Annotated in this window: 23 protein-coding genes; 13 read left to right on the top strand and 10 right to left on the bottom strand. The window is 67.7% G+C overall.

Features of this window, described 5'->3' with window-relative positions:
- Positions 1-13: 13 nt before the first annotated feature.
- Positions 14-250, top strand: coding sequence for a ribbon-helix-helix domain-containing protein (locus ACW171_RS01450; protein WP_492095248.1), 237 nt, complete (start codon positions 14-16; stop codon positions 248-250).
- Positions 247-570, top strand: a complete 324-nt coding sequence (locus ACW171_RS01445; protein ID WP_492095246.1) for a type II toxin-antitoxin system RelE/ParE family toxin — start codon at positions 247-249, stop codon at positions 568-570. The genes ACW171_RS01450 and ACW171_RS01445 overlap by 4 nt, the downstream gene beginning before the upstream one ends.
- Here ACW171_RS01445 and ACW171_RS01440 read toward each other — a convergent pair.
- From ACW171_RS01440 to ACW171_RS01425, 4 genes are all read right to left on the bottom strand, one after another.
- Positions 567-1,508 carry a phytoene/squalene synthase family protein gene (locus ACW171_RS01440; RefSeq protein WP_492095244.1) on the bottom strand — a complete coding sequence of 314 codons (942 nt, stop codon included), beginning with the start codon at positions 1,506-1,508 and terminating at the stop codon, positions 567-569. The two genes, ACW171_RS01445 and ACW171_RS01440, sit on opposite strands and share 4 nt — an antisense overlap.
- The gene (locus ACW171_RS01435; RefSeq protein ID WP_492095243.1) at positions 1,505-3,007 is read right to left on the bottom strand and encodes a phytoene desaturase; all 1,503 of its coding nucleotides are present in this window, start codon (positions 3,005-3,007) and stop codon (positions 1,505-1,507) included. Before ACW171_RS01435 ends, ACW171_RS01440 begins: the two co-directional genes overlap by 4 nt.
- Complete coding sequence (crtY, locus tag ACW171_RS01430) at positions 3,004-4,170, bottom strand: lycopene beta-cyclase CrtY (protein ID WP_492095241.1); 1,167 nt, start codon at positions 4,168-4,170, stop codon at positions 3,004-3,006. The genes ACW171_RS01435 and crtY overlap by 4 nt, the downstream gene beginning before the upstream one ends.
- Positions 4,171-4,406: 236 nt before the next feature.
- Entirely contained in the window at positions 4,407-6,278 is a 1,872-nt protein-coding gene (locus tag ACW171_RS01425; RefSeq protein WP_492095239.1) for a PPC domain-containing protein, read from the bottom strand.
- 96 nt (positions 6,279-6,374) lie between these two features.
- Between ACW171_RS01425 and folD the strand changes: the two genes are divergently transcribed.
- The 5 genes from folD (at position 6,375) to ACW171_RS01400 (ending at position 10,349) form a co-directional block, all read left to right on the top strand.
- Complete coding sequence (gene folD / locus ACW171_RS01420) at positions 6,375-7,298, top strand: bifunctional methylenetetrahydrofolate dehydrogenase/methenyltetrahydrofolate cyclohydrolase FolD (RefSeq protein ID WP_492095237.1); 924 nt, start codon at positions 6,375-6,377, stop codon at positions 7,296-7,298.
- 68 nt (positions 7,299-7,366) lie between these two features.
- Positions 7,367-8,044, top strand: coding sequence for a LemA family protein (locus ACW171_RS01415; protein WP_492095235.1), 678 nt, complete (start codon positions 7,367-7,369; stop codon positions 8,042-8,044).
- An 11-nt stretch (positions 8,045-8,055) separates the two neighbouring features.
- Positions 8,056-8,874 carry a TPM domain-containing protein gene (locus ACW171_RS01410; protein WP_492095233.1) on the top strand — a complete coding sequence of 273 codons (819 nt, stop codon included), beginning with the start codon at positions 8,056-8,058 and terminating at the stop codon, positions 8,872-8,874.
- The gene (locus ACW171_RS01405; protein ID WP_492095231.1) at positions 8,874-9,560 is read left to right on the top strand and encodes a TPM domain-containing protein; all 687 of its coding nucleotides are present in this window, start codon (positions 8,874-8,876) and stop codon (positions 9,558-9,560) included. The genes ACW171_RS01410 and ACW171_RS01405 overlap by 1 nt, the downstream gene beginning before the upstream one ends.
- 51 nt (positions 9,561-9,611) lie before the next feature.
- Positions 9,612-10,349 (top strand): endonuclease/exonuclease/phosphatase family protein, encoded by a 738-nt coding sequence (locus ACW171_RS01400; protein WP_492095229.1) that lies wholly within the window; start codon positions 9,612-9,614, stop codon positions 10,347-10,349.
- On the opposite strand, the gene ACW171_RS01395 is transcribed toward ACW171_RS01400, so the two are convergent.
- On the bottom strand, positions 10,334-11,797 hold the full coding sequence (locus ACW171_RS01395) for a phospholipase D-like domain-containing protein (protein ID WP_492095227.1): 1,464 nt from the start codon (positions 11,795-11,797) through the stop codon (positions 10,334-10,336). The genes ACW171_RS01400 and ACW171_RS01395 overlap by 16 nt on opposite strands.
- A gap of 167 nt (positions 11,798-11,964) precedes the next feature.
- Here ACW171_RS01395 and ACW171_RS01390 point away from each other — a divergent pair, with 167 nt between their 5' ends.
- The 3 genes from ACW171_RS01390 to ACW171_RS01380 all read left to right on the top strand — a co-directional run bounded on the left by ACW171_RS01390 (position 11,965) and on the right by ACW171_RS01380 (position 15,540).
- Positions 11,965-12,147: a hypothetical protein gene (locus ACW171_RS01390; RefSeq protein ID WP_492095225.1), complete on the top strand. Its 183-nt coding sequence runs from the start codon at positions 11,965-11,967 to the stop codon at positions 12,145-12,147.
- A gap of 143 nt (positions 12,148-12,290) precedes the next feature.
- Complete coding sequence (locus tag ACW171_RS01385) at positions 12,291-14,825, top strand: coiled-coil domain-containing protein (protein WP_492095224.1); 2,535 nt, start codon at positions 12,291-12,293, stop codon at positions 14,823-14,825.
- A gap of 115 nt (positions 14,826-14,940) precedes the next feature.
- Positions 14,941-15,540 carry a hypothetical protein gene (locus ACW171_RS01380; RefSeq protein WP_492095222.1) on the top strand — a complete coding sequence of 200 codons (600 nt, stop codon included), beginning with the start codon at positions 14,941-14,943 and terminating at the stop codon, positions 15,538-15,540.
- On the opposite strand, the gene ACW171_RS01375 is transcribed toward ACW171_RS01380, so the two are convergent.
- A complete protein-coding gene (locus ACW171_RS01375) occupies positions 15,533-16,693 on the bottom strand; it encodes an MFS transporter (RefSeq protein WP_492095219.1) in 1,161 nt (386 codons plus the stop codon). The two genes, ACW171_RS01380 and ACW171_RS01375, sit on opposite strands and share 8 nt — an antisense overlap.
- Before the next feature lie 50 nt (positions 16,694-16,743).
- Here ACW171_RS01375 and ACW171_RS01370 point away from each other — a divergent pair, with 50 nt between their 5' ends.
- The 3 genes from ACW171_RS01370 to ACW171_RS01360 are packed head-to-tail and all read left to right on the top strand — an operon-like array spanning position 16,744 to position 18,599.
- Positions 16,744-17,115 carry a DUF423 domain-containing protein gene (locus ACW171_RS01370; RefSeq protein ID WP_492095218.1) on the top strand — a complete coding sequence of 124 codons (372 nt, stop codon included), beginning with the start codon at positions 16,744-16,746 and terminating at the stop codon, positions 17,113-17,115.
- Between the two features lie 29 nt (positions 17,116-17,144).
- Positions 17,145-18,119 carry a prolyl aminopeptidase gene (pip, locus tag ACW171_RS01365; protein ID WP_492095216.1) on the top strand — a complete coding sequence of 325 codons (975 nt, stop codon included), beginning with the start codon at positions 17,145-17,147 and terminating at the stop codon, positions 18,117-18,119.
- A 36-nt stretch (positions 18,120-18,155) separates the two neighbouring features.
- Positions 18,156-18,599, top strand: a complete 444-nt coding sequence (locus ACW171_RS01360; protein WP_492095214.1) for a DUF7203 family protein — start codon at positions 18,156-18,158, stop codon at positions 18,597-18,599.
- A gap of 143 nt (positions 18,600-18,742) precedes the next feature.
- Here ACW171_RS01360 and rodA read toward each other — a convergent pair whose 3' ends face one another.
- Genes rodA through mreC form a run of 4 tightly spaced genes read right to left on the bottom strand, consistent with a single transcriptional unit; the run spans position 18,743 to position 23,464 of the window.
- Positions 18,743-19,906 carry a rod shape-determining protein RodA gene (gene rodA, locus ACW171_RS01355; RefSeq protein ID WP_492095212.1) on the bottom strand — a complete coding sequence of 388 codons (1,164 nt, stop codon included), beginning with the start codon at positions 19,904-19,906 and terminating at the stop codon, positions 18,743-18,745.
- Entirely contained in the window at positions 19,903-21,912 is a 2,010-nt protein-coding gene (gene mrdA / locus ACW171_RS01350) for a penicillin-binding protein 2 (RefSeq protein ID WP_492095211.1), read from the bottom strand. The genes rodA and mrdA overlap by 4 nt, the downstream gene beginning before the upstream one ends.
- Positions 21,909-22,427 carry a hypothetical protein gene (locus ACW171_RS01345; protein ID WP_492095209.1) on the bottom strand — a complete coding sequence of 173 codons (519 nt, stop codon included), beginning with the start codon at positions 22,425-22,427 and terminating at the stop codon, positions 21,909-21,911. The genes mrdA and ACW171_RS01345 overlap by 4 nt, the downstream gene beginning before the upstream one ends.
- Positions 22,424-23,464, bottom strand: coding sequence for a rod shape-determining protein MreC (gene mreC, locus ACW171_RS01340; RefSeq protein ID WP_492095207.1), 1,041 nt, complete (start codon positions 23,462-23,464; stop codon positions 22,424-22,426). The genes ACW171_RS01345 and mreC overlap by 4 nt, the downstream gene beginning before the upstream one ends.
- Positions 23,465-23,582 lie beyond the last annotated feature (118 nt).

Here is a 23,582-nt window from a genome sequence, read left to right as displayed (position 1 = left end):
CTTAGGTTGGCGCATGGCTACGATGAACATATCGCTCCCCGACAGCCTCAAGGCAGACGTCGATGACCGCATTTCAGAAGGCGGTTACGGCACCGGCAGTGAATATGTGCGAGACCTTATCCGGCGCGACCTTGACCGCCAAAGGCTTCGGCGCCTGCTGCTTGATGGGGCGGCGTCACCTCTCGACGATCAGCCCTATGAGGACTGGATCGCCTCCCTGAGAGAGCGAATTAAGGCCCACGCGGGTTGAAGACCCGCAGGATCGAGCGCCATGTCCTGGCCCGGGAAGACGTCCGATCCGCCGTGGACTTCTACCTCGGCGAAGCCGGTGAAGCCGTCGCCCAATCCTTCCTCGAAGCGATAGACATTGCGTTTCGGCATGTCGCCCAGATGCCGACGGCTGGATCACCGCGGCTTGGCCAGGAAGTCGGCCTCCCCGGCTTGAGGTCCTGGCCGCTCAAGCGCTTTCCATATCTCGTCTTCTACTATGACCACGGCGACAGCATCGTCGTCTGGCGGGTTCTCCATATGCAGCGCGACCTGCCGAAGACCCTATCGGACCCGAGCTAGACCCGCGTCCACAGCGCCGCACGGGTCGGCGGCACCTTCCCGCGATCCAGCGTCTGGGTCCAGACGGCGATCAGCGCGCCCCGCCCGAACAGCCACAACTTCATCGCCTTGCCGACCGACACCCGCTTGACCCAAACGCCCGGACCTCGCCGCATCACCTTGCGCCCGATCTCGCGATAGACGCCTCGCGCCGCCGCGATCGCCATCGACGAGCGGAACGGCAGGCCGCGCAAACCATCGCGGGCGCTGTCGTAATAGGGCTCGGCTACGCTCAACAGCCGCTGGGTGACCTCATGCACCGCCGGCCGGTTCGCCGGGTCCGCAACAGCCGCCGCCGTCGGCTCCAGCCCCGCCTCGACCAGCCAGTCGGACGGCAGATAGACCCGCCCGTCCTCGGCATCCTCGATCACGTCGCGCGAGATATTGGTCAGCTGGAAGGCCAGCCCCAGATCCTGGGCCCGGCGCAGCACCTCGGGGTCGGTCACCCCCATGACCCGCGCCATCATCACCCCCACGACCCCGGCGACATGCCAGCAATAGGCCATGACGTCGTCGATCGTCCGATACTCCCGGTGCTCCACATCCATGGCGAACCCGTCGATCAGGTCCATGGCCCACCGTTCCGGCAGCCGGTGGCGCAGGGCCACACGCTGGAAGGCGGCGAAGGTCGGGTCTGGCATGGCTTCGCCCGTCATGGCCCGCCGGGTCATGTCGTAGAGCCGCGCCAGCCGCCGTTGCTGTTCTTCGGTCGTCAGATTCTCGTGGCCGAAGCCGTGGTCCTGGCCATCGATCTCGTCGTCGCAGGCCCGGCACCAGGCGTAGAGCAGCCAGGCGTCCTCCCGCACGGCCGGGTCGAACAGACGCGAGGCCGAACGGAAGCTTTTCGACCCCTTGGTGATCGAGGCCTTGGAGGCGGCGAGGACGGCGTCTGCGGTCATGCGTTCTGTGCGGCCTGTTCCAGCATCAGCCCCGCCGTCGCCTTGGCCGAACCGACCACGCCGGGAATGCCCGCCCCGGGATGGGTGCCGGCGCCGACGACATACAGGTTCGAGATGACATCGTCGCGATTGTGCGGCCGGAACCAGGCGCTCTGCGTCAGGATCGGCTCCAGCGAGAAGGCCGAGCCCAGGTGGGCGTTCAGGTCTTCCTTGAAGTCCGCCGGCGTCCAGATGCGCGTCGTCACCAGATCGCGCCTCAGGTTCGGGATGTACCGCTCCTCCAGGTAGTCGATGATCTTCTCGCGGTACTCCGGCCCCTTGGTCTCCCAGTCGATGTCGGCGGCGCCGAGGTGCGGCACGGGCGACAGGACGTAGTGGCTCGACATACCCTCGGGCGCCATCGACGGGTCGGTGGCGCAGGGCGCGTGCAGATAGAGGGAGAAGTCCTCGGGCAGGGTCGGGCCGGAGAAGATCTCGGAGATCAGCTCACGATAACGCGGCCCGAAACAGATGGTGTGGTGGGCCAGCTGCGGCTGCGGCTGCGACGTGCCGAAGTGCAGCACGAACAGCGACATGGAGAACCGCTTGGACTTCAGCGATTTCGCCTTGGCCTTTCCGCGCGGCGTGCGGCCCAGCAGCTTGTCGTAGGTGTGGACCACATCGGCATTGGACGCGACCATGTCGGCGCGGATCGTCTCGCCGGTGTCGAGCGTAACCCCCGTTGCCCGGTCGCCTTCCGTCTCGATCCGCTCGACGGAAGTATTCAGCCGGACCGTACCGCCCAGGTCCTCGAACCCCTTCACCAGACCGGCGATCAAGGCACCCGTCCCGCCCCGCGCGAACCACACGCCGCCGCGCCGCTCCAGCGCATGGATCAGGGCATAGACCGAGCTCGTCTTGAACGGGTCCCCGCCGACCAGCAGCGTGTGGAAGCTGAAGGCCTGCTGCAGATGCGGGTCCTTGATGTAGCGCGCCACCATGGCGTGGACGCTGTTCCAGCTTTCCAGCCGCGCCAGCTCGGGCGCCGCCTTGATCATCGACCAGAAGGACTGGAACGGCACCGCGCCCAGTTTGACGTAGCCCTCCTGATACAGCTCCTCCGAATAGGCGTGGAACCGGTTGTAGCCCTCGACGTCGGCCGGATTGAACGCCGCGATCTGGCGCTCCATCGCCGCCTGGTCGTCGTTGTAATCGAACGACGCCCCGTCCTCCCAGCACAGCCGGTAGAAGGGATCGACGGGCATCAGCTCCGCATAGTCCGACAGCGACCGGCCCGTCCCCTCGAACAGTTCGATGAGGCAATCCGGGTCGGTGATGACCGTCGGGCCGGCGTCGAAGGTGAAGCCCTGCTCCTTCCAGACGTAGGCGCGGCCGCCGGGCTTGTCCCGCTTCTCGACCAGGGTCGTCTGCACGCCCGCGCGCTGAAGCCGGATGGCCAGGGCGATGCCGCCGAAGCCCGCGCCGATCACCACAGCGCGCTTGGCCGTCACGTCTCTCATACCGTCCGTCCTCGCCCGGTTTCCCGGAGTTGTTTCATCGCCAGGCCGATCGGCACCGGCGGCTTGCCCGCCAGGATGCGAACCTTGTCCAACGTCGTCGATCGCCCTGCATAGAAGCGCCTGACCAAGGCTTCCGACAAGCCGTAGAAGCGTCGCAGGACCTTCCAGCGTTCCCCCGGATCGGCCGCTCGGAACAACATTCTGTCCAGCAGCCGATAATAGGCCCGATCCGACCACAACGCCTTCGAATGTTGCTCGACAAGACGCCGCAGTCCCGCCGACGTCAGGTCGTCCGCCGCCGCGATCCGCCGGGCCATCGTCACCGCGTCCGGCAGGGAATAGCCCGTCGTCGGATGGAACAAGGCGCCCGCCAGCCCGACCCGCGCCACCGCCGGTCCCTCGGCCCAGAAGCGATCGATGTCCCCGTCCAGCGCGATGGGCAGAACGCCTTCTTCCTCGTCCACCACCGCCTCGACCGTCCACCCGCGCGACCGGATATAGGCGTCGATGCGGCGGTTCAGCAGCCCCCGATCCAGCATCGGGCCATCGACATAGTAGGTGTCCTCGACCAGCACGGTCCGCTCGTCGAACGGCAACAGATAGACGAAGCGATAGGCGTCACCCTGGGCGATCGTGGCGTCCATGATGGTCGGCCGCGTCAGGCCGTGCGGCTCGGTCAGCCTCACCGTGCGGCCGACGAACAACTGCCAGCCCAGGTCCAGATGCGGGGTCGACGATGGCCCCCTTGCGTCGATGACGCCCGGCGCGCTCAGCACCCGACCATCCGCCAGCGTAACGCCATCCGGCCGCACTTCGACCGCCTCGCCCACGACCAGCCGATCGCCCAGCAACGGCGCGACGGTCTCGTGCAGCCGCTCCGAGGTCAGGCTGTTGTACGGCGTCTCGAGAACCCTGCTCAGTCCGGGAAAATAGACCTCGTACCCGTCCGGCCAGCGGTGCGGCGTGGCCGGCGCCAGCCACGCCCGATCCTCGGCCGAGACGTCGCCGTCGAAGAAGGACCATGTGTGTTTTCCGCCCAGCCGCCCGTCGCGCTCGACCACGACGACGCGCAACTCCGGCCGGTCAATCGCAAGCCTCCAGACGACCAGGCTCGAAGCCAGTCCCCCGCCGACAAGGATCAGATCAGGATCGGGTAAGCCCATGCCCGACCCATAGACGAAAGAAGCCCCGACGCGAACGCATCGGGGCTCCTTTGGGTGTTTCAGGCCGATTGCGGTCTTTGCCGCAACTCTGGGGTCTCCGCCGTAACCATCCTATCCAAACTGCACAAAAATCTGCAGTCACTGCGTCGCCGATCTCACCGAAATCGTCGGCGAAAGGCGGGCATTGCGTCGTCGAAATCGTCGCGGACTAACCGGACGGCAATCGAGCCTGCAACCTACTCCTTGGTCTCGACCGTGAGGGCGTAGGCGCCGGACTGACCCGAGGCGAAGCTGCGGGCCCGGATGACGTAGTCGCCCTCCTCCTCGACCGCCCAGTCGACCTTGGCATGGGTGTCCGAAAGGCTGTCGTCGTCGGAAACAACCGAGGTGAAGGTCCCCGATTCGTCCTCCCGACCGATGTCGATAAAGGCATCGAACTCATTGGAAACCATGGTCAAACGCAGCTTGTCGCCCGCCTTCGCCGAGATCCTGTAGGCGTCGTAGAAGCTGCCGTCCTCTGCCAGGGCGTCGTCTTCGCCCAGGGTCCCGCGCGCCGTCGCGCCGACCAGAATGCTGCCCGGCAGAGGCTGCGGACCACGATCCAGCAGCTCCAGCGAGTACAGGCCGTCGGCGTCGGCAGACAAGGGCGAAGCCCGCACGATGAACTCCCCATCGCTGGGCAGGATGTAGTTCAGGCGCGAGTCCGTCCCCTCTCCCAGACCGTCGTCATCCGACGCCATCGCATAGAACTCCCCCTCCGGGCTTCCGACCTGCAGGTAGGTGTCGAAGTCCCCAGAGCGCATGATCAGCTGCACCCGGTTCCCGGCCGTACCGGTGAAAGAATAGGCGTCGAAGCCCCGGTTCTCGTCGTCGCGTGGATCCTCGGAAACGATCTCTCCCTGGACGGTCGCACCGAAGGTCAGGGCGACCGGAGCCGGCAACGGCGGGGCTTCTTCGAAGCCGAGGGCATAGGCGCCTTCGCCCTCGCCGGTGAAGGCGCGGGCCTCGATCGTGTACTGGCCGTCCGACGGGATGGTGTAGGTCAGGCGGGAGTTGGTGCCCTCGCCGGCGCCGTCGTCGTCCGAGTCCAGCGCATACCGGCCGCCGTTCTCTTCGACGTTCTCGGAGAACAGCTCCAGATAGGTGTCGAACGCTTCCGAGCTCATGGTCACGACGACCCTCTGACCCGCGACGCCGTTAAAGGAATAAGCATCGGTCCGCTGGCCGGAGGCGTTGCCGCCGTCGCTGGCCTCGAGCACACCCTCGACCGTCTCGCCGACCGCGATCGGACGGGCGACCAGCGGCGGCGGAGCCTCCGACAGGGACAGCTCGTAGTCACCCTCGGTCGTACCATCCAGAGGCGCGGCGCGGATCACGAACTCGCCCGACGAAGGTGCCGTGAAGATCAGATAGGAGTTCAGGCCGCCCGCGCCCGAATCGTCGTTCTGGGCCAGTTCCTCGAACGCGCCGCCGCGCCCCATCCGGCCCACGCGGACGATCGGATCGAAGGCCTCGCTCTCCAGAGCGATGGCGATGCGGTCCCCCTCCCGCGCCCGGAAGCTGTAGGCGTCGTAGGTGTACTCCCCGTACTGCCCGTCTTCCTCCACCGGGCTACGATCGGAGATTTCGCCGTCCAATTCGTCGCCCATGCGAATGGCGGTCGGGCGCGGCGCACGGGGCGCAGGGCCGCGATCGGTCACCTGGATCGTGTAGTCGCCGCCTTCCAGACCGCCCAGGGTCCGGGCGCGGATAATGTAGGTCCCGTTGTCGGCCGAGAAGCGCAGACGCGCGTTCGTGCCCTCCTCCAGGCCGTCGTCGTCCATGGCGATCGCATCGCCGTCGTCCGACCCCTCATAGGCCTCCAGATAGGCGTCGAAGGCATCCGACCGCATCGTGACCTCCAGTCGCTGACCATCGCGCGCCTGGATCGCATAGGTGTCGTAGATGTACTGGCCCATCTCCTCGCTATCGACCTTCGTGTCCTCGGCGGTCAGCTGGCCGCTCACCGTCTGGCCGATACGCAGAGGGGTGGCGTCCTGGGCCGCGACGGATCCGGCGGCAAACAACGCCAGGGCGCTGACGGTCATGATGAAGGCGGAGCGGCGCATTGGTTTCCCCTGTTCTGCGGCCTGAACATAGACGCTGAACCGTGACGGCTGTAAATCGCGCGGACCATATCGAATCCTGACGAAAGAGGGCCCGCAATGGCCGATACCGACGCGCGCGCGACGATCATCGACGGCAAGGCCTTCGCCGCCGCTCTGGTGGATCGGGTGACGGCCGCCTCGGCCCGTCTGGAGGCGGCCCATGGCATCAAGCCCGGCCTCGCCGTAGTCATCGTCGGCGAGGATCCCGCCAGCCAGATCTACGTCCGCAACAAGGGCGAGACGACCGCCCGCGCCGGAATGCGGTCCGATACCCACCGCCTGTCCGACACGACCAGCCAGGCCGAGCTGATGGACCTGATCGCGACGCTGAACGCCGACGCCGGCATCCACGGCATTCTGGTCCAGCTGCCCCTGCCCGCTCAGATCGATTCCTCGGCCGTGCTGGGCGCCATTGATCCCGACAAGGACGTGGACGGCTTCCATGTCGTCAACGCGGGGCGACTGGCGGTCGGCCTGCCCGGCCTCGTGCCCTGCACCCCCCTGGGCTCGACCATGCTGCTGAAGGATCGTCTGGGCGATCTGTCGGGTCTGAGCGCGGTCATCGTCGGCCGCTCCAACATCGTCGGCAAGCCGATGGCCCAGCTGCTGCTGGCCGAGAACTGCACCGTCACCATCGCCCACTCGCGCAGCCGCGACCTGCCCGCCATCTGCCGCACCGCCGACATCCTGGTCGCCGCCGTCGGTCGGCCGGAGATGATCAGGGGCGACTGGATCAAGCCGGGCGCGACCGTAATCGACGTCGGCATCAACCGCGTCCCCTCGGCCGATCCGGTCAAGGCGGCCGAAGGCAAGACCCGCGTCGTCGGCGACGTGGCGTTCAAGGAAGCGGTCGAAGTGGCCGGCGCCATCACCCCGGTGCCGGGCGGCGTCGGCCCCATGACCATCGCCTGCCTCCTGGCCAACACCTACACGGCCGCCTGTCGCGCGGCGGGCGTCGAACCGGAGAGTCTGGACGCTTGAAGCGGCGTCGTGAAGCGCTGATAGTCTCCACAAGACAGACGGCGATCTGCCGTCGGGTGGAGGGGTTCATGGCTCGCAGCACGTCTCGTCTCGTCGGCACGATCGCGGTGGTTCTCGCCGCCCAGAGCGTCGCGGCCTGCAGCTACAACACCATCCCGGAAAAGCAGGAGCGGGCCGAAGCGGCCTGGGCCGATGTCCAGAGCCAGTACCAGCGTCGCGCCGATCTGATTCCCAACCTCGTCGCGACCGTCCAGGGCGCGGCGATCCAGGAACGCACAACCCTGACCCAGGTGATCGAGGCCCGGGCCCGCGCGACCTCAGTGCAGATCACGCCCGACACCCTGAGCGACCCCGCCGCCTTCCAGCAGTTTCAGGCGGCGCAGGGCCAACTGACCAGCGCCCTCTCCCGCCTGCTAGTCACGGTCGAGGCCTATCCCCAACTTCAGGCCAACCAAGGCTTCCTTCAGCTCCAGTCGCAGCTTGAGGGCACCGAGAACCGGATCACCATCGCGCGGCGCGATTACAATGAAGCGGTTCGGGACTACAACACCTCCCTGCGCACCTTCCCGACCGTGATCTGGGCCAAGACGGCCTTCTCGGGCGAGGCGCCGATGCAGCTGTTCACCGCCACGACTGAAGCCCAGACCGCGCCCCAGGTGTCGTTCAACCTCGACGGCCAGGCTCCGGCTCAGCCGGGTGGCGCGGCCCCCGCCGTCGCCCCGGGTTCAGCACCGCCCGCCCCGTGATTTTGACCAGCATGACTAAGGCGGTCAGGGCTTTTCTGGTCATTTCATTGATCGGTTTGGCCTCGACCCTGGCGACCCCGTCCCGGGCGCTCGCCGACCCGACCTTCCCGGCCCTGTCCGGTCGTGTGGTCGATCAGGCCGATCTGCTGCCGCCCGATCAGGAAGCCGCCATCACGGCCAGGCTGGCCCAGCTCGAGACCCAGACCGGCGATCAGTTGGTGGTGGCGACCCTCGACAGCCTCCAGGATTACGAGATCGAGGACTACGGCTACCGCCTGGGCCGCGCCTGGGGCATCGGCAATGCGGAGAACGACAGCGGCGTCCTGCTGATCGTCGCTCCCAAGGAACGAAAGGTGCGTATCGAGGTCGGCTATGGCCTTGAGCCGGTCCTGACCGACGCCCTCTCCAACCAGATCATCCAGACCGACATCCTGCCGCCCTTCCGGGACGGTGACTTCGCGAGCGGCATCGAAGCGGGGGTCGATGCCCTGATCACCCAGCTGACGCTCGATCCAGCAGAGGCCCAGGCCCGCGCCGCGGCGGCCGCTCCCAGCGAGGCGGATGCGCCGATCCTGCCCGGCCTGATCATCGCCGTGATCTTCATCTTCTTTTTCCTGAGCCTGCTTCGCGGCATCGGTCGTCGCGGTCGGCGGCGCGGCGCCAAGCGCAGCGGGATCGATCCGGTCTGGGTCTGGGCCGCATCGGAAGTCCTGTCGAACGCATCGCGCGGATCCTCGCGGTCATCCGGCAGCTCGGGCGGCGGCAGCTTCGGCGGCTTCTCGGGCGGGGGCGGCAGTTTCGGCGGCGGGGGAGCCTCGGGCGGATGGTGATGCGAGTGAACGCCTCCGATCATGCGCGCGTCGCCTCCGCCATAGCGACGGCAGAGGCACGGACCTCGGGCGAGATCTTCTGCGTTCTGGCAGGTCAGGTCTCCAGCTATCGCGACATCAGCCTGGCCTGGGCGGCCGCTGCGGCCTTCCTCCTGCCGCTGGCCCTGATCCCGTTCGGCTTCGAGCCCGGCTGGTTCCCCGGGGTCTCCGACCGATGGGAGGCCGCGCATCTGTCCGCACTGCCCCTGACGATCGGTCACGCCATCGGGGTCTATGCTGTGGTCCAGGCTGCGGTGTTCGTAGCGGTCTATCTGCTGCTTCGCATCCCCGCCCTGACCCGACTGGTCACGCCGCGCGGAATCCGTCGCGACCGAACGCGGCAGGCAGCGATGCACCAGTTCCTCGCCCACGGTCTGCATGTCACCGAACATCGCACCGGCGTCCTGATCTTCGCGGCCCTCGCCGACCGTCAGGTCGAGATCATCGCCGATCAGGGTATCCACTCGCGCGTCGATCAGTCGGTGTGGGGCGAGGCAGTCCAGGTTCTGACCGAAGGGCTGCGCGACCGCCGCCCCGCCGAGGGATTCGAACAGGCCATAGTCCTCGTCGGCGGCGTGCTGGCCGAACACTTTCCGCCCCGGCCCCGCAATCCGAACGAAGTCGCGGATCGGCTCGTGGAGATCTGAGCCGATGAGCGCCCTCGCTTTTGCCCGGCAAATGGCCTAGCCCGTCGCGCCATGCGGCTAGTCACCTACAACGTCCATCGCTGCGTCGGGGTCGACAAGCGCCTGGATGTCGAACGCATCGCCGGCGTGATCGCCGAGCTGGATCCGGACATCGTCTGCCTGCAGGAACTGGACGTCGGCCGTGCCCGCACAGGCGGCGTGGATCAGGCCAAGGCTATCGGCAACCGCCTGTCCATGGCGGTCCGCTTTCACCCTGCCATGCGGATCGAGGCTGAGGAGTACGGCGACGCCATCCTGACGCGGCATCCGGAAAAGCTGATCCGCGTCGGCGCCCTGCCCAGCATCCGCGGCGTGCCCGGGCTGGAGCCGCGCGGCGCCCTGTGGGTGCGCATCACGATCGACGGCGTCGATCTGAACGTCCTGACCACCCACCTCGGCCTCGTCCCCAAGGAACAGAGGCTCCAGGCGGCCGCCCTGGTCGGCAAGGACTGGATGGGTCATCCGGACTGCACCGGCCCGACCCTGCTGGCGGGCGATTTCAACTGTACGTCGATTACCCGGCCCTACCAGACGCTGACGCGCAAGCACGCCGACTGTCAGCGCCAGATCGGTCAGAAGCCGACGCTAAAGACCTTCCCTTCGGGCTTCCCGGCGATACGCATCGACCACGTCTTCGTCAGCCCGGAGATCAGGGTGACCAGGGTCGCCGCTCCCTTCTCGCCCCTGTCGCGGATGGCCTCCGACCACCTTCCGCTGGTCGTGGATTTCGAGATTCAGTCCGCCGCCTGAAGCCGCTGCGAGCGGTTACGCCGCTTCCACGGCCGCCAGGCATCGCCTGGGGATGTCGGGTCGCCCAGTTGGAACTCTGCGATGGTCCGCTGGATCATCGACGGGGGCAGAGCCCCGAGGGGCGACATCCGACCGTTGTCGAACTGCTGGATGGCCTCGCCTATCCCCCCGCAGATCGCTTCGGCAGCGGCGAACTCTTCCGCCGTCACCCCGACGAAATGGCCGATGGTGTGCTGGCGGAAGCGCTTGATCGCCGCCCGGCCCGCATCGTCCTCCGGCGCGATCGCCACATCGCACTCGGTGTCGAAACCCAGTGACCGGTTATTCAGGTTCGTCGAGCCGATCCGCAGCAGGACGTCGTCGATCACCGTCACCTTGGCATGGACGATGATCCGCTCGCCCTTCTTGGTGTTCGGGCTGAAGGCCGAGAAGCGGTTGTGCCTGTCGGCGCTCTCCAGCCGGAACAGGACCTCGGCGCGCGCCGTGTCCATCGTCATACTGTCGAACCAACTGGGGCTGCGACCCGTCGAAACCAGGACGATCTCCGGTCCATCCAGCTCGTCCAGCCGCTCGGCCAGCGCGTGGGCGATCACCGGAGAGGTGAAATACTGGTTCTCCATATAGATCAGCTTGCGGGCGCCACGGATCGCCTCGACGTGCAGCCGCTCGTTCTCGCGCACCTCGTGGCGGCCGCCGTAGCTCGGTTCGGTGCGGGCGATGCCGACCGGAGTGTCGTGGAAATCCACCGCCAGCCCGTCGGGCCACGGGTCGCTGTCCACCGTCTCCGGAACGATCCGTTCCCAGGTCGCCTTGAACCAGCGCTCCCGCGCCAGATCGCCCAGCGCCTTGGCGGCCGCTCCGTCCATCACGCACATCGTCTCGTGCCGGGGCGCAGAAAAGACGCCCGAGGGCTGACAGCGGCGCGGATCATCGTCCAGGTGCTGATCGGAATCCCATCGGTCGACCGAGATGTCCCCGCCGCCGCAGAAGGCCACGGCGTCGTCGATGATGATCGCCTTCTGGTGATGGCAGGCACCGATCGGGCCGGGCGAATCGAGGCGAAACTCCACCATCCGCTTGCGGAACCAGGCCTGGGACTTGTGCGGATAGAAGCCCTGCGACGCCGCGATGAGCAGGGGCGATTTCCAGATCAGCAGCCGCACATCCAGCTCGGGCCGCGTCTTGACCATCATGCGAAGCAGGTGGCCGATCTCGGCCTGCTTGTCCCCGTGCCGCGTCTCCGGATCCAGCCGCGTGCGCGGATCGAACTGCCAGCCCAGCACCACCACCGACCGCTTCGCCTTCGACAGCGCCGAGGCCAGGGCATCGAAATAGGCACCGTTCTCCATCAGGATCGACAGACGGTCGGCCCGTTCGACCCGCCATACGGTGTCGCCCGGTGTCAGCAGGGCGCCGGTGTCCAGCGTCGGGCCTTGGGCGGCGTCCATGTCGGTGTCCCTGCCGGCGTCGAAAATAGGAGCGTCCGGCTCCCAAAGACGCGCGGACTTCGCTTCCGTTCCACGGTCAAGCCTGGCCGGTCAATGGCCGTGAAGCCATCGGATTGTCCGGTTCGTCGAAATCAGGCATAAGGCACCCTGAACGGGGAGGGTTGAACGTGCAGGCGCTGATCGAGTTGCTGGCTGGCTTCATCGCACTGCTCGCCGCTGCGGCCCTGGCCCAGTTCGGCGTCGACCTGAACACCGCCCGACCGGATCGCGAAATTCACCGCGTCAGCGACTGTCCAGAGCCCTCTCCGACAGATGCCATTATCTCGGTGCGTCAGCAGGATCGCTGCTAAACCGGTTGCGTCAAAACACAGTTCCGCTGCAGGCGATTGCTTTTTTGACGCAACGGCGAGTCGATACCCGCACAAAATGGTCTAGGGTCGGGCTCGCGCGTGACTCCCGCGTCGCGCGACAGCCCACCTGAGATCCGCGCCCCATGAAGTCCCGTTCCCGGCCGCCGTTGACACTTTCCGATCCCGAACCGGCTCCCGTGTCCGACGCCGCCACCACGCCTGAAGATGCAGCCGCCGCAGAGCCGGTCGCGCAACCCGAGACGCCGCCTGAGCGGCCGATGTCGGAGCGCCGTCGCCGTCGGCTGCTCGAGCAGCAGCGCGCGTCCGACCTGGAGGTCCCCCCGACAGCCGAGCCGGAAGCCCCCCCTGTCGTCGAGGCCGCCGAGCCGATCGCCTTCTCGACCAGCGCAGACGCCCCGCCCGCGACCTATTCGCCGCCGTCCGCGCCTGCGGCCACCGGTGCGGCGCAGGTCCCGACGCTGAAGCCCGCCCCCGCCAAATCCGGCCCCACCTACCTGATCGCCGGCATCGCTGCGGCCCTGTGGGTCGGCGGTGTGGCGTCCTGGGCCGCCTATGAGGTCGGTTCGGGCGCGGTCTCTCCCGATCCCCTTCGTCTGGCCATCTTCGCCCTGATCGCCTTGGCGCCCGCGGGCCTGGCTATCCTTCTGGCCCACGCCGTGCGTCAGGGCGCCGGTCTGGCGTCCGAAACCAAGCGCGCACGCGAGCTGGCCGAGGCCTTGGTCGCTCCGACGGCGCTGGCCGCCCAGCAGACCGGCCACGTGCTGAACGCTCTGCGCAACGACATCGATCAGGCCGCCCTCGCCGCCGAGCGCGCCCGCAACGACATGGCGATGTTGCGCGAAGCCCTAGCCGCCGAGACCACCCGCCTGAACGACGCCGCAGAGGCCGCCGGCCGCACGGCGCGGCGCCTGACCGAATCGCTGGGGCGAGAGCGCGACGAGATGTCGGTTCTCGGCGATCGCCTCGATGGACAGGCCACGGGCGTGCTCGACGCCGTGGAGCGACAATCGCGCCTGATCGTCGACGCGTCCGACCTGGCGCAGACCCAACTTCGCGAAGCCGAGGCAGCGCTCGCCGCCCGCGCAGCCGACCTGGCCGCCGCCGCCGGCGAGGCTCAGGACGCCGCCCGTCTCGCCGCCGACGACCTGGCCCGCCAGACCCTGCGTCTGGAGAACGCCGGAACCGGCGTCGCCGAACAGATTCAGTCCGTCGAGGAAGGCCTGGGCCAACAACGTGCCGCCCTCGTTACCGCCGCCTATGCCTTGCGCACCGACCAGGAGGACTTCTCCGCCCAGGTCGAGAGCCAGCGCGCACAGCTGACCGAGCAGTTGTCTGCGGCCCGCAGCGCCGCGGGCGACCTCGGCGCGACCTCGACCAAGGCGACCGAGGGCTTGCGCGACCTCGTCGAGGCGGCGACGGACCAGTTCCGCGCCCTGGTCGATCTATCACAACGCGAGGCCGACGGTTTCGACGCCGCAACCAAGCTCTCGCTCGACCGCTTCGAGGCACTCGCCGCCGAGGCACGCGACACCCTCTTGGAGGAAACCCGTCGCACCCTGGCGGTCCTGAAAGCCACGGCCGAAGAAAGCCGCATTACCGCCGAGGACGCCGCCGGCCAGGCTCAATTGCGCGCCGACCGCCTGGGCGAGGCCTTGTTCGACGCAGCCCAGAAGGCCGATGCTGCGGCCGACGCCCGCGTCGAGGGGGCGCGCCGGATCGTCGGCGAAACGGTCGAGCTCGTCGATGAAGCCGGCCAGCGCGCGATCGCCAAGCTGGAATCGACCCTCGACCGAATGAACCGGGCGCTGGGCGAGGTCGACGCCGCCATCGGCGAACTGGACGAGCGCGCGTCGCGCCTTCCCGAAGAAGCCCGGGCTCGCGCCGAGGCCGTGCGCCTCACCGTCGAGGAAGGTCTGGCCGCGCTGGGCGCCGCCTCGCGCAAGGCTGCCGAGGACACCGAGGCCCTCGATGTCGGCTTCCAGGAACGGGTTCGCCGAAACTACGACATGCTGACCGAGGCCGTGCGTTTGATGGGGGTGGTTTCCGGGGACGGTGGCGCGCCCATCAGGCGGCGTGAGACACTGGCCGACACCCCCCTCTCCACCAGCGACCGGCGCGTACCGCCCGCCGACACCGATCGCGGCTTCGGTCTGCGAGGTCGCCTCAAGCTGGCGCCCACGGGTGACGATCCGGGGACCCGCACCCCGCCGCCGACCAAAGACCGACTCGACTGGAGCGATCTGGTCGACGACGCACCGGCCGAGGCGCCACTCGACCTCGACACACCGGTCATGCCCGCCGACGACGGCGCCCTGACCGACCGAATCACGGCCGCCATCCGCCGGATGGGCGTCGATCCGAACGCCCTCCTCCCCCGCTCGCGCGTGGAAGAGGCCGCGTCCGCCTTCGCCGACCGCGACCCCGACCGCGCTCGCCAGATCGTCCGCCGCGTCGCCCCGGCCGCCGTACGCAGCGTCTCGCGCCGCGTGATGAGCGACCCCGATCTGCGCAGCGACGCCGAAGGCTATGTGAGGTCATATGCGAACCGTCTCAGCGACGAAGCCAGGGGCGGCCCGACGGCGGTCTTGGGCGCCTTGGCGACAGACGCCGGCCGGGCTTTCATGCTCCTGGATGCAGCGGTCGGCGACCTCGCCTGAAACGCGAAACGGGGCTCCGGATCGTCCGTGTCGCCGCTTTTGACTTGACGAAATCTTCAGTCTGCGACCACGGTCCCCCGACTGTCACGACGTTGTCACACGCCTAGCAGGGCCCATGCTCGACACCACCGCCGAGAACCCGCCGGACCGCAGGCCTGTGATCCTCGCCTGTCTCTATGAAGCCGACGATCCTCTTTGGGCGGCAGTGGAGACAGAGGGCGCGTCCGCATTGAGCACGGCCGGAGCTCAGGTCCGATCGCTGGCCCCCGAAGAGCCAGCGGCGCTGGCGGGGTTGATATCGAGCCAGCTGGCCGATGCCGACTGTCGAGCGGTCCTGCTGATTGGACGAACCCGAAAGAGCAGCGGCTTTCGGATTCAGATGCGAGCCGAGAACAGAGCCCTGGTCGGCGGTGGGAAGATATCCCAGATCGGCCCCGCCATGGCGCGCGCGACGGCTCCCGCAGCAGAGATGGTCCGCGCACTGATCGATGTCGGCATGGCGGCCGATGCGACTTCAGAGAGCGAGGAGGATGCGGGCTCCTACCTGCTCTACCGGGTGCTGACCGCCCTTCCCGACAACCTCGATGCACCGGCTGTCGGCCTGTTGCGCGCGCCGATCTCTCTGCAGGGCGATCAGCTTCGGCTCGGCCTGCAGACGGCGACGGCAGCGATGGCCCGTCACCTCTCTCCCCTGCCCCGCGCGCGCTTCAGCTAGCCCCGCCGATCCATCGCAGCCGCCACTGGAGCAGAAGGCCGATCACCGCCAGCATGGTCATGGCCAGATAGCCCAGCACGCCGACACGGTCGTAGAGCGGTCCCGCCGCCAGGGTCGCCAGCCCGATCAGGACGCCCGCCGCCATCACCGAGTTCAGCGTCTGGGCCGCCGTGTGGCCGCCGGGGGGAGCGAGCCTTTCGATGATCTGCACCCCCGCCAGATAGGTCGCCGCGAAGGTCAGGGCGTGGAGCGCCTGTAATGGCCACAGCATCCACAGGGGCGGGGCGAAGGCGAGCGCCGTCCAGCGCACAACGGCCGCGACGCCACCCAGCATCAGGATCGCGCCCGGCCCGATCCCGCGCCGCTTCCGCCACGGTTCGATCCACCACATGAAGGCGATCTCGACCACGACCGAGACCGCCCAGAGAAGGCCCGTCATCGTCTCCGAGATCCCTTGCGCCTTCCAGGCGATGGCCGAGAAGCCGTAATAGAAGCCGTGGGTCGCCTGCACCGCGCCGATGGCCAGGACCGCGGTCATGAAGGTCGGATCGACGCTCAGGCGGGCCAGGCCGGCAAAGCGTTCGCGACCTGCGATCTTCGGCCCCTCCGTCACCGGGTCGCTGGGCAGGAAGGTCGCGGCTGTCAGGGCGACGAGGGCGCCAGCCGTCGCGATCCAGACGATGACCCAATCCACCGAGCCGCGCGTCAAGATGGCCCCCATGACGACGTTGGCCGCAACGAAGGACGCCGATCCGAAGCCGCGAGGCAGGGCGAAGTCGAAGCCGTGCCTGCGGGCGACCTGCAGGGAGAGCACATCGGTGAGCGGGATCAGGCCCGCCATCGCGGTGGCCGCGACGAACCACAGCGCACCCTGAAGCCAGATGCCCTCGGCCAGGCCGGCTCCGGCGTAGCCGAGGCACAGGGCCAGTCCCAGGATAGAGATGGGCGAACGCCGGCGGCGGAAGCCGTCGGCCCAGACCGCGATCAGCGGGCCGGTCACCAGCCGCGCCAGCATCGGGGCGGCCAGAAGGATGCCGATCTCCGCCCCGGTGAAGCCCTGGGACCGAAACCACAATCCCGCGAACGGTAGGCTCACGCCGTTGGCTCCGAAGAGCAACACATACTGGAGGGCCAGGCGGCGAGCAGGGTTCATGCGCGATCCGATAGCAGACGGCGACAAATCCGTGGGCTAGGTTCGATCCCATGATCTGGAATCGGAACCTCGCCGTCTTCGCAGCCTTCAACGGCGCCATGGCCGTGATGATCGGCGCCTTCGCCGCGCACGAGGCGGGCCCGCAGATCAAGACCCTTCTGACGACCGGGGCCTCCTACCAGCTGACGCACGCCCTTCTGGCCCTGATATGCGCCGTCATTCCCGTCCGAGGCGCCCTGCCCGCTATCGCAGGGTGGCTGGCGTCCGCCGGCGGCTTGATCTTCTGTCTCGCCCTGGCCTTCCTGGCCCTGCTCAGTCTTCCGGCGCTCGGCGCCGTCGCGCCGATCGGGGGCGTGCTGATGATCGCCGGTTGGCTCGTTCTCGCGTTCGCCGCGTTTCGGTCACAGTCCGTAAACGCCTGATCCCTTTATCTGAAAGCTCCGACCACTGCATGGCCTTTCCCGTGACCGAGACGCCCCGACGCGAGCTTTACCCCGAGCTTGAGCCCTTTGCGTCCGGATGGATGCAGACCGGCAGCGCCCACGAGATCTACTACGAGGAGAGCGGCAACCCGCAGGGAAAGCCCGTCCTGGTCCTGCACGGCGGCCCCGGCGGGGCGGTCAACCCCGGGATGCGACGCTATTTCGACCCGGCCATCTATCGGATCGTCATGTTCGACCAGCGGGGGTGTGGCAAGTCGCGGCCCAATGCCTCGCTCGAAGACAACACCACCTGGACCCTGATCGACGACATCGAGCGGCTGCGCGAGCGGTGCGGCATCGACAAATGGGTCGTGTTCGGAGGGTCCTGGGGTTCGACCCTGTCGATGGCCTATGCCATCACCCATCCAGAGCGGGTCGACGCCCTGATCCTGCGCGGCATCTTCCTGCTGACCAAGAAGGAGCTCCACTGGTTCTATCAGGAAGGCGCCTCGATGATCTTCCCGGACGCCTGGGAGCGGTTCGTCGCTCCGATCCCGGAGGATGAGCGGCACGACCTGATGGGCGCCTACTACAAGCGTCTGACGGGCGACGACAAGGAAGAGCGCGAGCGCTGCGCCATCGCCTGGTCCAGTTGGGAGGGCGAGACGGTCAGCGTGGAAGGCCCGTCGGCCCGCCCCGACAAGTTCGCCGAGCCCGAGTTCGCGGTCGCCTTCGCCCGCATCGAGTGCTGGTACTTCGTCAACGGCGGCTTCTTCCCCGAGGAAGGCTGGCTGTTGAAGAACGTAGGCCGCATCCGCCACATCCCGACCTGGATCGCCCAGGGCCGGTTCGACGTGGTGACCCCGATCGCCAGCGCCTGGGCCCTGCATCGGGCCATCCCGGAAGCGACTCTGGACATCGTGCCCGATGCCGGCCACGCCTCGACCGAGCCAGGCATCGTCGACAGCCTGGTGCGTGGTACGGACTGGGCGGCCAAGCTTTAGACGGAACCGCAGGCCCAATCCGCGCGTAGGCGCGGGATGGCAGCGAAGCTCAAGGTCTTCACCTGGTCCGACGGGTTTCACGCCTTCACGGTCGCCGCCAGTTCACGCCCGAAGGCGCTGGCGGCCTGGGGCGTCGATCAGGACCTGTTCAAGACCGGCCTGGCCCATGAGATCGATCAAGGCGACGACCGGGAGGCCGCGCTCGCCGCTCCGGGTGCCGTGATATCTCGTGGCCTGTCGGTCGATATCGGCAAGGCCGAGACGCGAAAGCCCAAACCCACGAACGAAAAGGCCAAGGCGAAGCTGAAGGCGCTGGAGGCGGATCTCGTAGCCATGGACGCTGATCAGGCCGAGGCGACGAAGGCGCTCGACGAGAGACTGGCCGAGATAGAAGCGGAGCGTGAGAGACTGACGGCGGATCAGGACAAGGCGCGTCGATCGCTGGTGTCGAAGATCGGGACGGCCCGATCGTCCGCCTGAGTCCGGACGAAAAATAGCGGACAAAACGGACGAAATCGCAAGACGCTGGCGACAGACTTTTCAAAGACCCGAGCCGCATATCGGCAGGGCATCATACAAGCGCAAGGGCGAAAGAAGAATAAATTCTTCTTCCCTCTCACCAGTCAGAACAGGCCGTTGCCTTTCGGCAGTTCGGCGTAGCGATTGACCCGCACCGCCATGATCAGGGCGAAGCCGATCATCACCGTCAGCATCGACGACCCGCCGTAGGACAGCAGCGGCATAGGCACGCCGACGACCGGCGCCAGACCCATGACCATCGCACCATTGATGAGCACGAACAGGGCGAAGAAGGCGACCATGCCGGATGAGGCGATCCGCCCGAAATGGCTGTGCGACAGCGACGAGATGCGCAGGGCGATCAGGATGATCCCGACGTAGCACATCAGCACGGTGAAAGAGCCGACGAAGCCGAACTCCTCCGACAGGGTCGAGAAGATAAAGTCGGTCTGACGCTCTGGCAGGAACTCGAGCTGGCTCTGGCTGCCTAGCCCGTATCCCCGCCCCAAAAGACCGCCGGAGCCCAGAGCGATCTTCGACTGGATGATGTTGTAGCCGGTGCCGGACGGATCGGATTCCGGACTGAGGAAGGTCAGGACGCGATTGCGCTGATAGTCGTGCATCACGAACATGACGAAGGGCGGGATGACGGCGACCGCAGCCGCGATGGCCGCCGCGATGATGCGCCAGCTCAGTCCCGCCAGGAACATGACGACCGCACCGGTCAGGCCGATGATCATGGCGGAGCCGAGGTCGGGCTGTTTCGCCACGAACAGGAAGGGAACCCCGATCATCCCCAGCGGAAAGATCAGCTTCCAGTGCCAGCGCGCCTCCTGGGCGCTGTGGTCGTGGTACCAGCGGGCCAGGGCGAGGACGAGACCGATCTTCATGAACTCGGCCGGCTGGATGCGGGTGAAGCCCAGGTTCAGCCAGTTCTTGGCGCCGGCACCGGCCGGCTCATAGCCCAGCGGCGTGAACTCGATCATCAGCACCATGATCAGGAGGATGCCATACATGGGATAGGCGATGCGGAACCACCACTTGAGGTCCACCATCGACAGGCACAGCATCACGACCAGAAGGGCGCAGAAGCGCACCAGATGATCCAGGGCCCAGGGCTGCCAGCTGCTGCCGGCGATGGAATACTGCATCGCGCAGCCCAGGCCCGCGACGACGCACATGAGGCTGATCAGCCGCCAGTCGATCTGGGACAGTTTGACCGACAGGCGATCGCGCTCGCCGGGCCGGGTCAGTGCGGAGGCGGTCATTGGGCCCCCGACAGATAGGGACGCGGACCGGTGTCGGCGGCGGGAGCGGCGGGCCCGGCCGGCGCCTGTTCCAGCGGCCCGACTTCCGCCAGGGGCGTCGGTTCCGGAGCGGCGGCCTCGAAGCCGGACTGTTCGATGCGGGCGCGGATCTCGGGATCCTTCAACAGGGTCGTCCGCATCACCTCGCGCGCACGCGGGGCGCCGGCGGTGCCGCCGCCCAGACCGCCGTGCTGGACGATCACGGAGATGGCATAGCGCGGATTATCGGTCGGGGCGTAGCAGATGAAGAGATTGTGGTCCTTGTCCTGCCAGGGCCGGCCAGAGCCCTTGCGCGAGCCCGCGCCGTAGTTCCGGGCCTGGGCCGTGCCGGTCTTGCCCGCCATCCGGACAGGACCCAGGCCCAGTTGGCTGTTCCTGAAGCCGGTCCCGCCGACGTCGGTCACGGCCTCCATGCCGTCGCGCATGACCTTGACCAGGTCAGGCGCAAATGGAAGGTCGGCGAACGGTGCGCTGGCGGCCTGTTCCACGCCGCCGATCGACTTGATCAGACGCGGCATGACGGCCTTCTGACCGTTGGCAATGCGGGACGTATAGACCGCCAACTGCAGGGCGTTGACGTTCAGCGCCCCCTGCCCGATCGAATAGCTGGGCGTCTCGCCCGGGTACCACTTGCCGTCCCCCCGCACCGGGTTCTCGCGGCGCCATTTGGTGTCGGGCACCAGGCCGCGCTTCTGACCGTCGATGCCGATGTCGAAGACCTGTCCCAGACCCAGATCGCGCGCCGACTCAGCAATCGCGTCCGGCCCCATCTCCACGCCCAGGGTCATGAAATAGACGTTGCACGACGCCTTGAGGGCGCCGCGCATATCCAGAGACCCATGACGGCCCAGACAGGCGAACCGCCGTCCGAGGTAGTAGCCGCCGGTGCACGTGATGCGTCGGTCGGGGCTGACCCCGCGCCGCAGGGCCGCGAGGCCGACCGCCGGCTTGAAGGTCGATCCGGGCGCGAAGGTGCCGTCGATCGCCTTGTCGGTCAGGGGCCTGCGCTCATAGTCCGCCAGTGCGCGATAGGTCCGCGTCGGCACTCCGCTGACGAACAGGTTCGGGTCGAACGCCGGAGACGAGACCATGGCCAGGATGTCGCCGGTGCGGACGTCCATCACGACGCAGCTGCCGGCCTCCTCGCCGAAAACCTCCAGCGCGCGGTTCTGAATGTCGGCGTCGAGGGTCAGGACCACGTCCTGGCCCGGCACCGCAGGGCGCGATCCGCCGACATCCTCGGCCACGACGCGGCCACGGGCATCGACCTCGACCCGGTTGCCGCCGGCCTCGCCGCGCAGTTGGGCGTCCAGCGCCTTCTCCACCCCGGTGCGCCCGATGCGGAAGCCCGGGTTGAACATGACCTGAGGCGGCTCTTCGCCCTTATCGCGGAGGGCCTTGATGTCCCGGTCCGAGACCTTGGCCACATAGCCGATCACATGGGCGAAGGCGCCGGTGTGGGGATAGTAGCGCGCCTCGTTCATGTCGGCCATGACGCCCGGCAGTTCAGGGGCGTAGATGTTGACCTTGGCGAACTCCTCCCAAGTCAGATCGCTCTTGACCGGCACGGGGCTGAAACGCGGGGCGGCGTTGACGTCGCGGATGATGGAGCGGCGGCGGTCCAGGGTGTCGGGCAGCAGACGGCCGAGAAGGTCGAGCGTCTGGTCCAGGTCCTTGGTCTCGTCGCGCACGACCAGGACGCGGAAGCTGGGACGGTTGCCGGCGATGGTGACGCCATTGCGGTCCAGGATGCGGCCGCGCGGCGGGGGCACGAGGCGGAAGTTGAACTGGTTCTGGCTGGCGAGCGTCGAATATTCCTGCGCCTGAACCACCTGAAGCTGGGCCAGCCGGACGGTCAGGGCGGTCACGCCGAGCGCCGTCAGGCCACCGACCACAAACGTCCGACGCAAGAAGGAGCCCTGGCGCTCGTTCACATCGGAGAAGAAGATGGAAGGTTCGCCGCTCATCGGAACCGCACGTCACCGTCATCGAACCGCTGGATCATCCAGTCGGCTACAGGGAAGAGAAGCAGAGTCGGAACGACCTGGCCCAGCAGGGCCAGAACACTGGGCGCCCGACCCGCGTCCAGTGTGACGATCAGATACGCCACAACAAAGGCGCCCAGGGCGCACAGCGCGTACCAGACGAACAAAATCTGGGTCTCCTGACCCGCCAGCAGGCTGCGGGAGGCGAGCACCGCGCCATAGACGCTGAGCAGGCACAGGGGCCACAGGCCCAGGGTGCCGCCCCAGAACAGGTCGAGGAACAGGCCGAGCGCGAACAGCACCGCCGGCGCCACCATCGAGGGGCGGATCAGGGGCCAGGCGAAGGCCAGGATCAGCGGCAGGACGGGCTCGGGCATCTTGAGGCCGAACAGTTCGACCGGGGTGGCCAGAAGAACCGTCACGGCGATCGCGATCAGGGCGGGGTAGAAGACCCATTGGACCGGTCCGACGACCCGTATGGTGACCGGCCGCCTCACTCGGCGGGCCTTGGCGCGGGAGCAGCGGGCGGAACGACAGCGGGCGTCGTGGGCGCCGGGGCAGCAGGCGCAGGGGTTTGGCGATCACGGCGGACGACGGCGTCGCCGATGGCCGCGGCGGCCGTCGCCGTCGGTGCGGGCGCGGCCGCCAGACCGGCCAAAGGCGGGGCGTTCAGGGCGTCAGGCGAGACCAATTGGCCGAAGTCCTGGAACAGCAGTATACGGACATAGTCGATCGCGCCCCGGTCGCTGAACAGCTTGACCCGCCAGGAGCCGTCGATGCCCTTGGCGGCCACGCCGATGGGCAGGCCGCGCGGAACGCCGCCGCCGTCCCCGGACGACAGGATTCGGTCGCCGGCCTGGACCGAGTCCTGGCCGCGCACGAACTCGAGCTTAGGATTGCCGGAGCCGTCGCCGGTCAGCATGGCGCGGGCGTCCGTGCGGTCGATCAGGACCGGGGTCCGGCTGGCGACGTCGGTGAGCAGCAGCATCCGGCTGACGCCGCCGGTCGCACCGACGATGCGTCCGACCAGGCCGTCCTCGTTGATGACGGGGTTGCCGACGCGGACACCCTTGGACGTCCCGGCGTCCAGCAGGCGGGCGTTGATGAAGGGACCACGCGATTCCGAGATCGATCGCGCCGTGGCCAGAGCCACCGGCGGCTCGGTCCGCAGACCCAGCATCGCTTCATAGCGACCGTTGACGTTTTTGAGCGCGATGGCCTGGTCTCGCCAGGGTCGCAGCTCTTCAAGCTCGGCGCGCAGGCGGCGGTTCTCCGACACGGCGAAGAAGTAGCCCTTCACATAGTCGGTGGCGTTGCCGGCCCAGCGCACGGGCCAGGCCAGAAGACCGTTGACCGGTCCGGCCCCGGCGTCGAAGCCAGCGCGGACTGGGCCGTAGGCGTCCGGATGATCGAAATGGCGGCGGTCCGCCAGGATCATGACGATCGAGGCGATGATGGCGACCACGGTCACAACCGCGGCGGTCCACGCCAGCGGTACTTTCAGCGACTCGAACGGTCCGTCGCGAAACGCCACGGCCTAGCCTTCCAACAGAGAGAATCGGCGGGACGCCCCCCGCCGCTTTGTGCAGCCTATCGCAAATACCGGGCCACTTTGGAACCGGCGATTGGGCCGCAATCACAAGGATTTGCGG

Source organism: Brevundimonas sp. FV1ye28 (genome assembly GCF_058681135.1).
The sequence above is the reverse complement of the archived record's forward strand: the minus strand, read 5'-3'. Positions and strand labels throughout refer to the sequence as shown.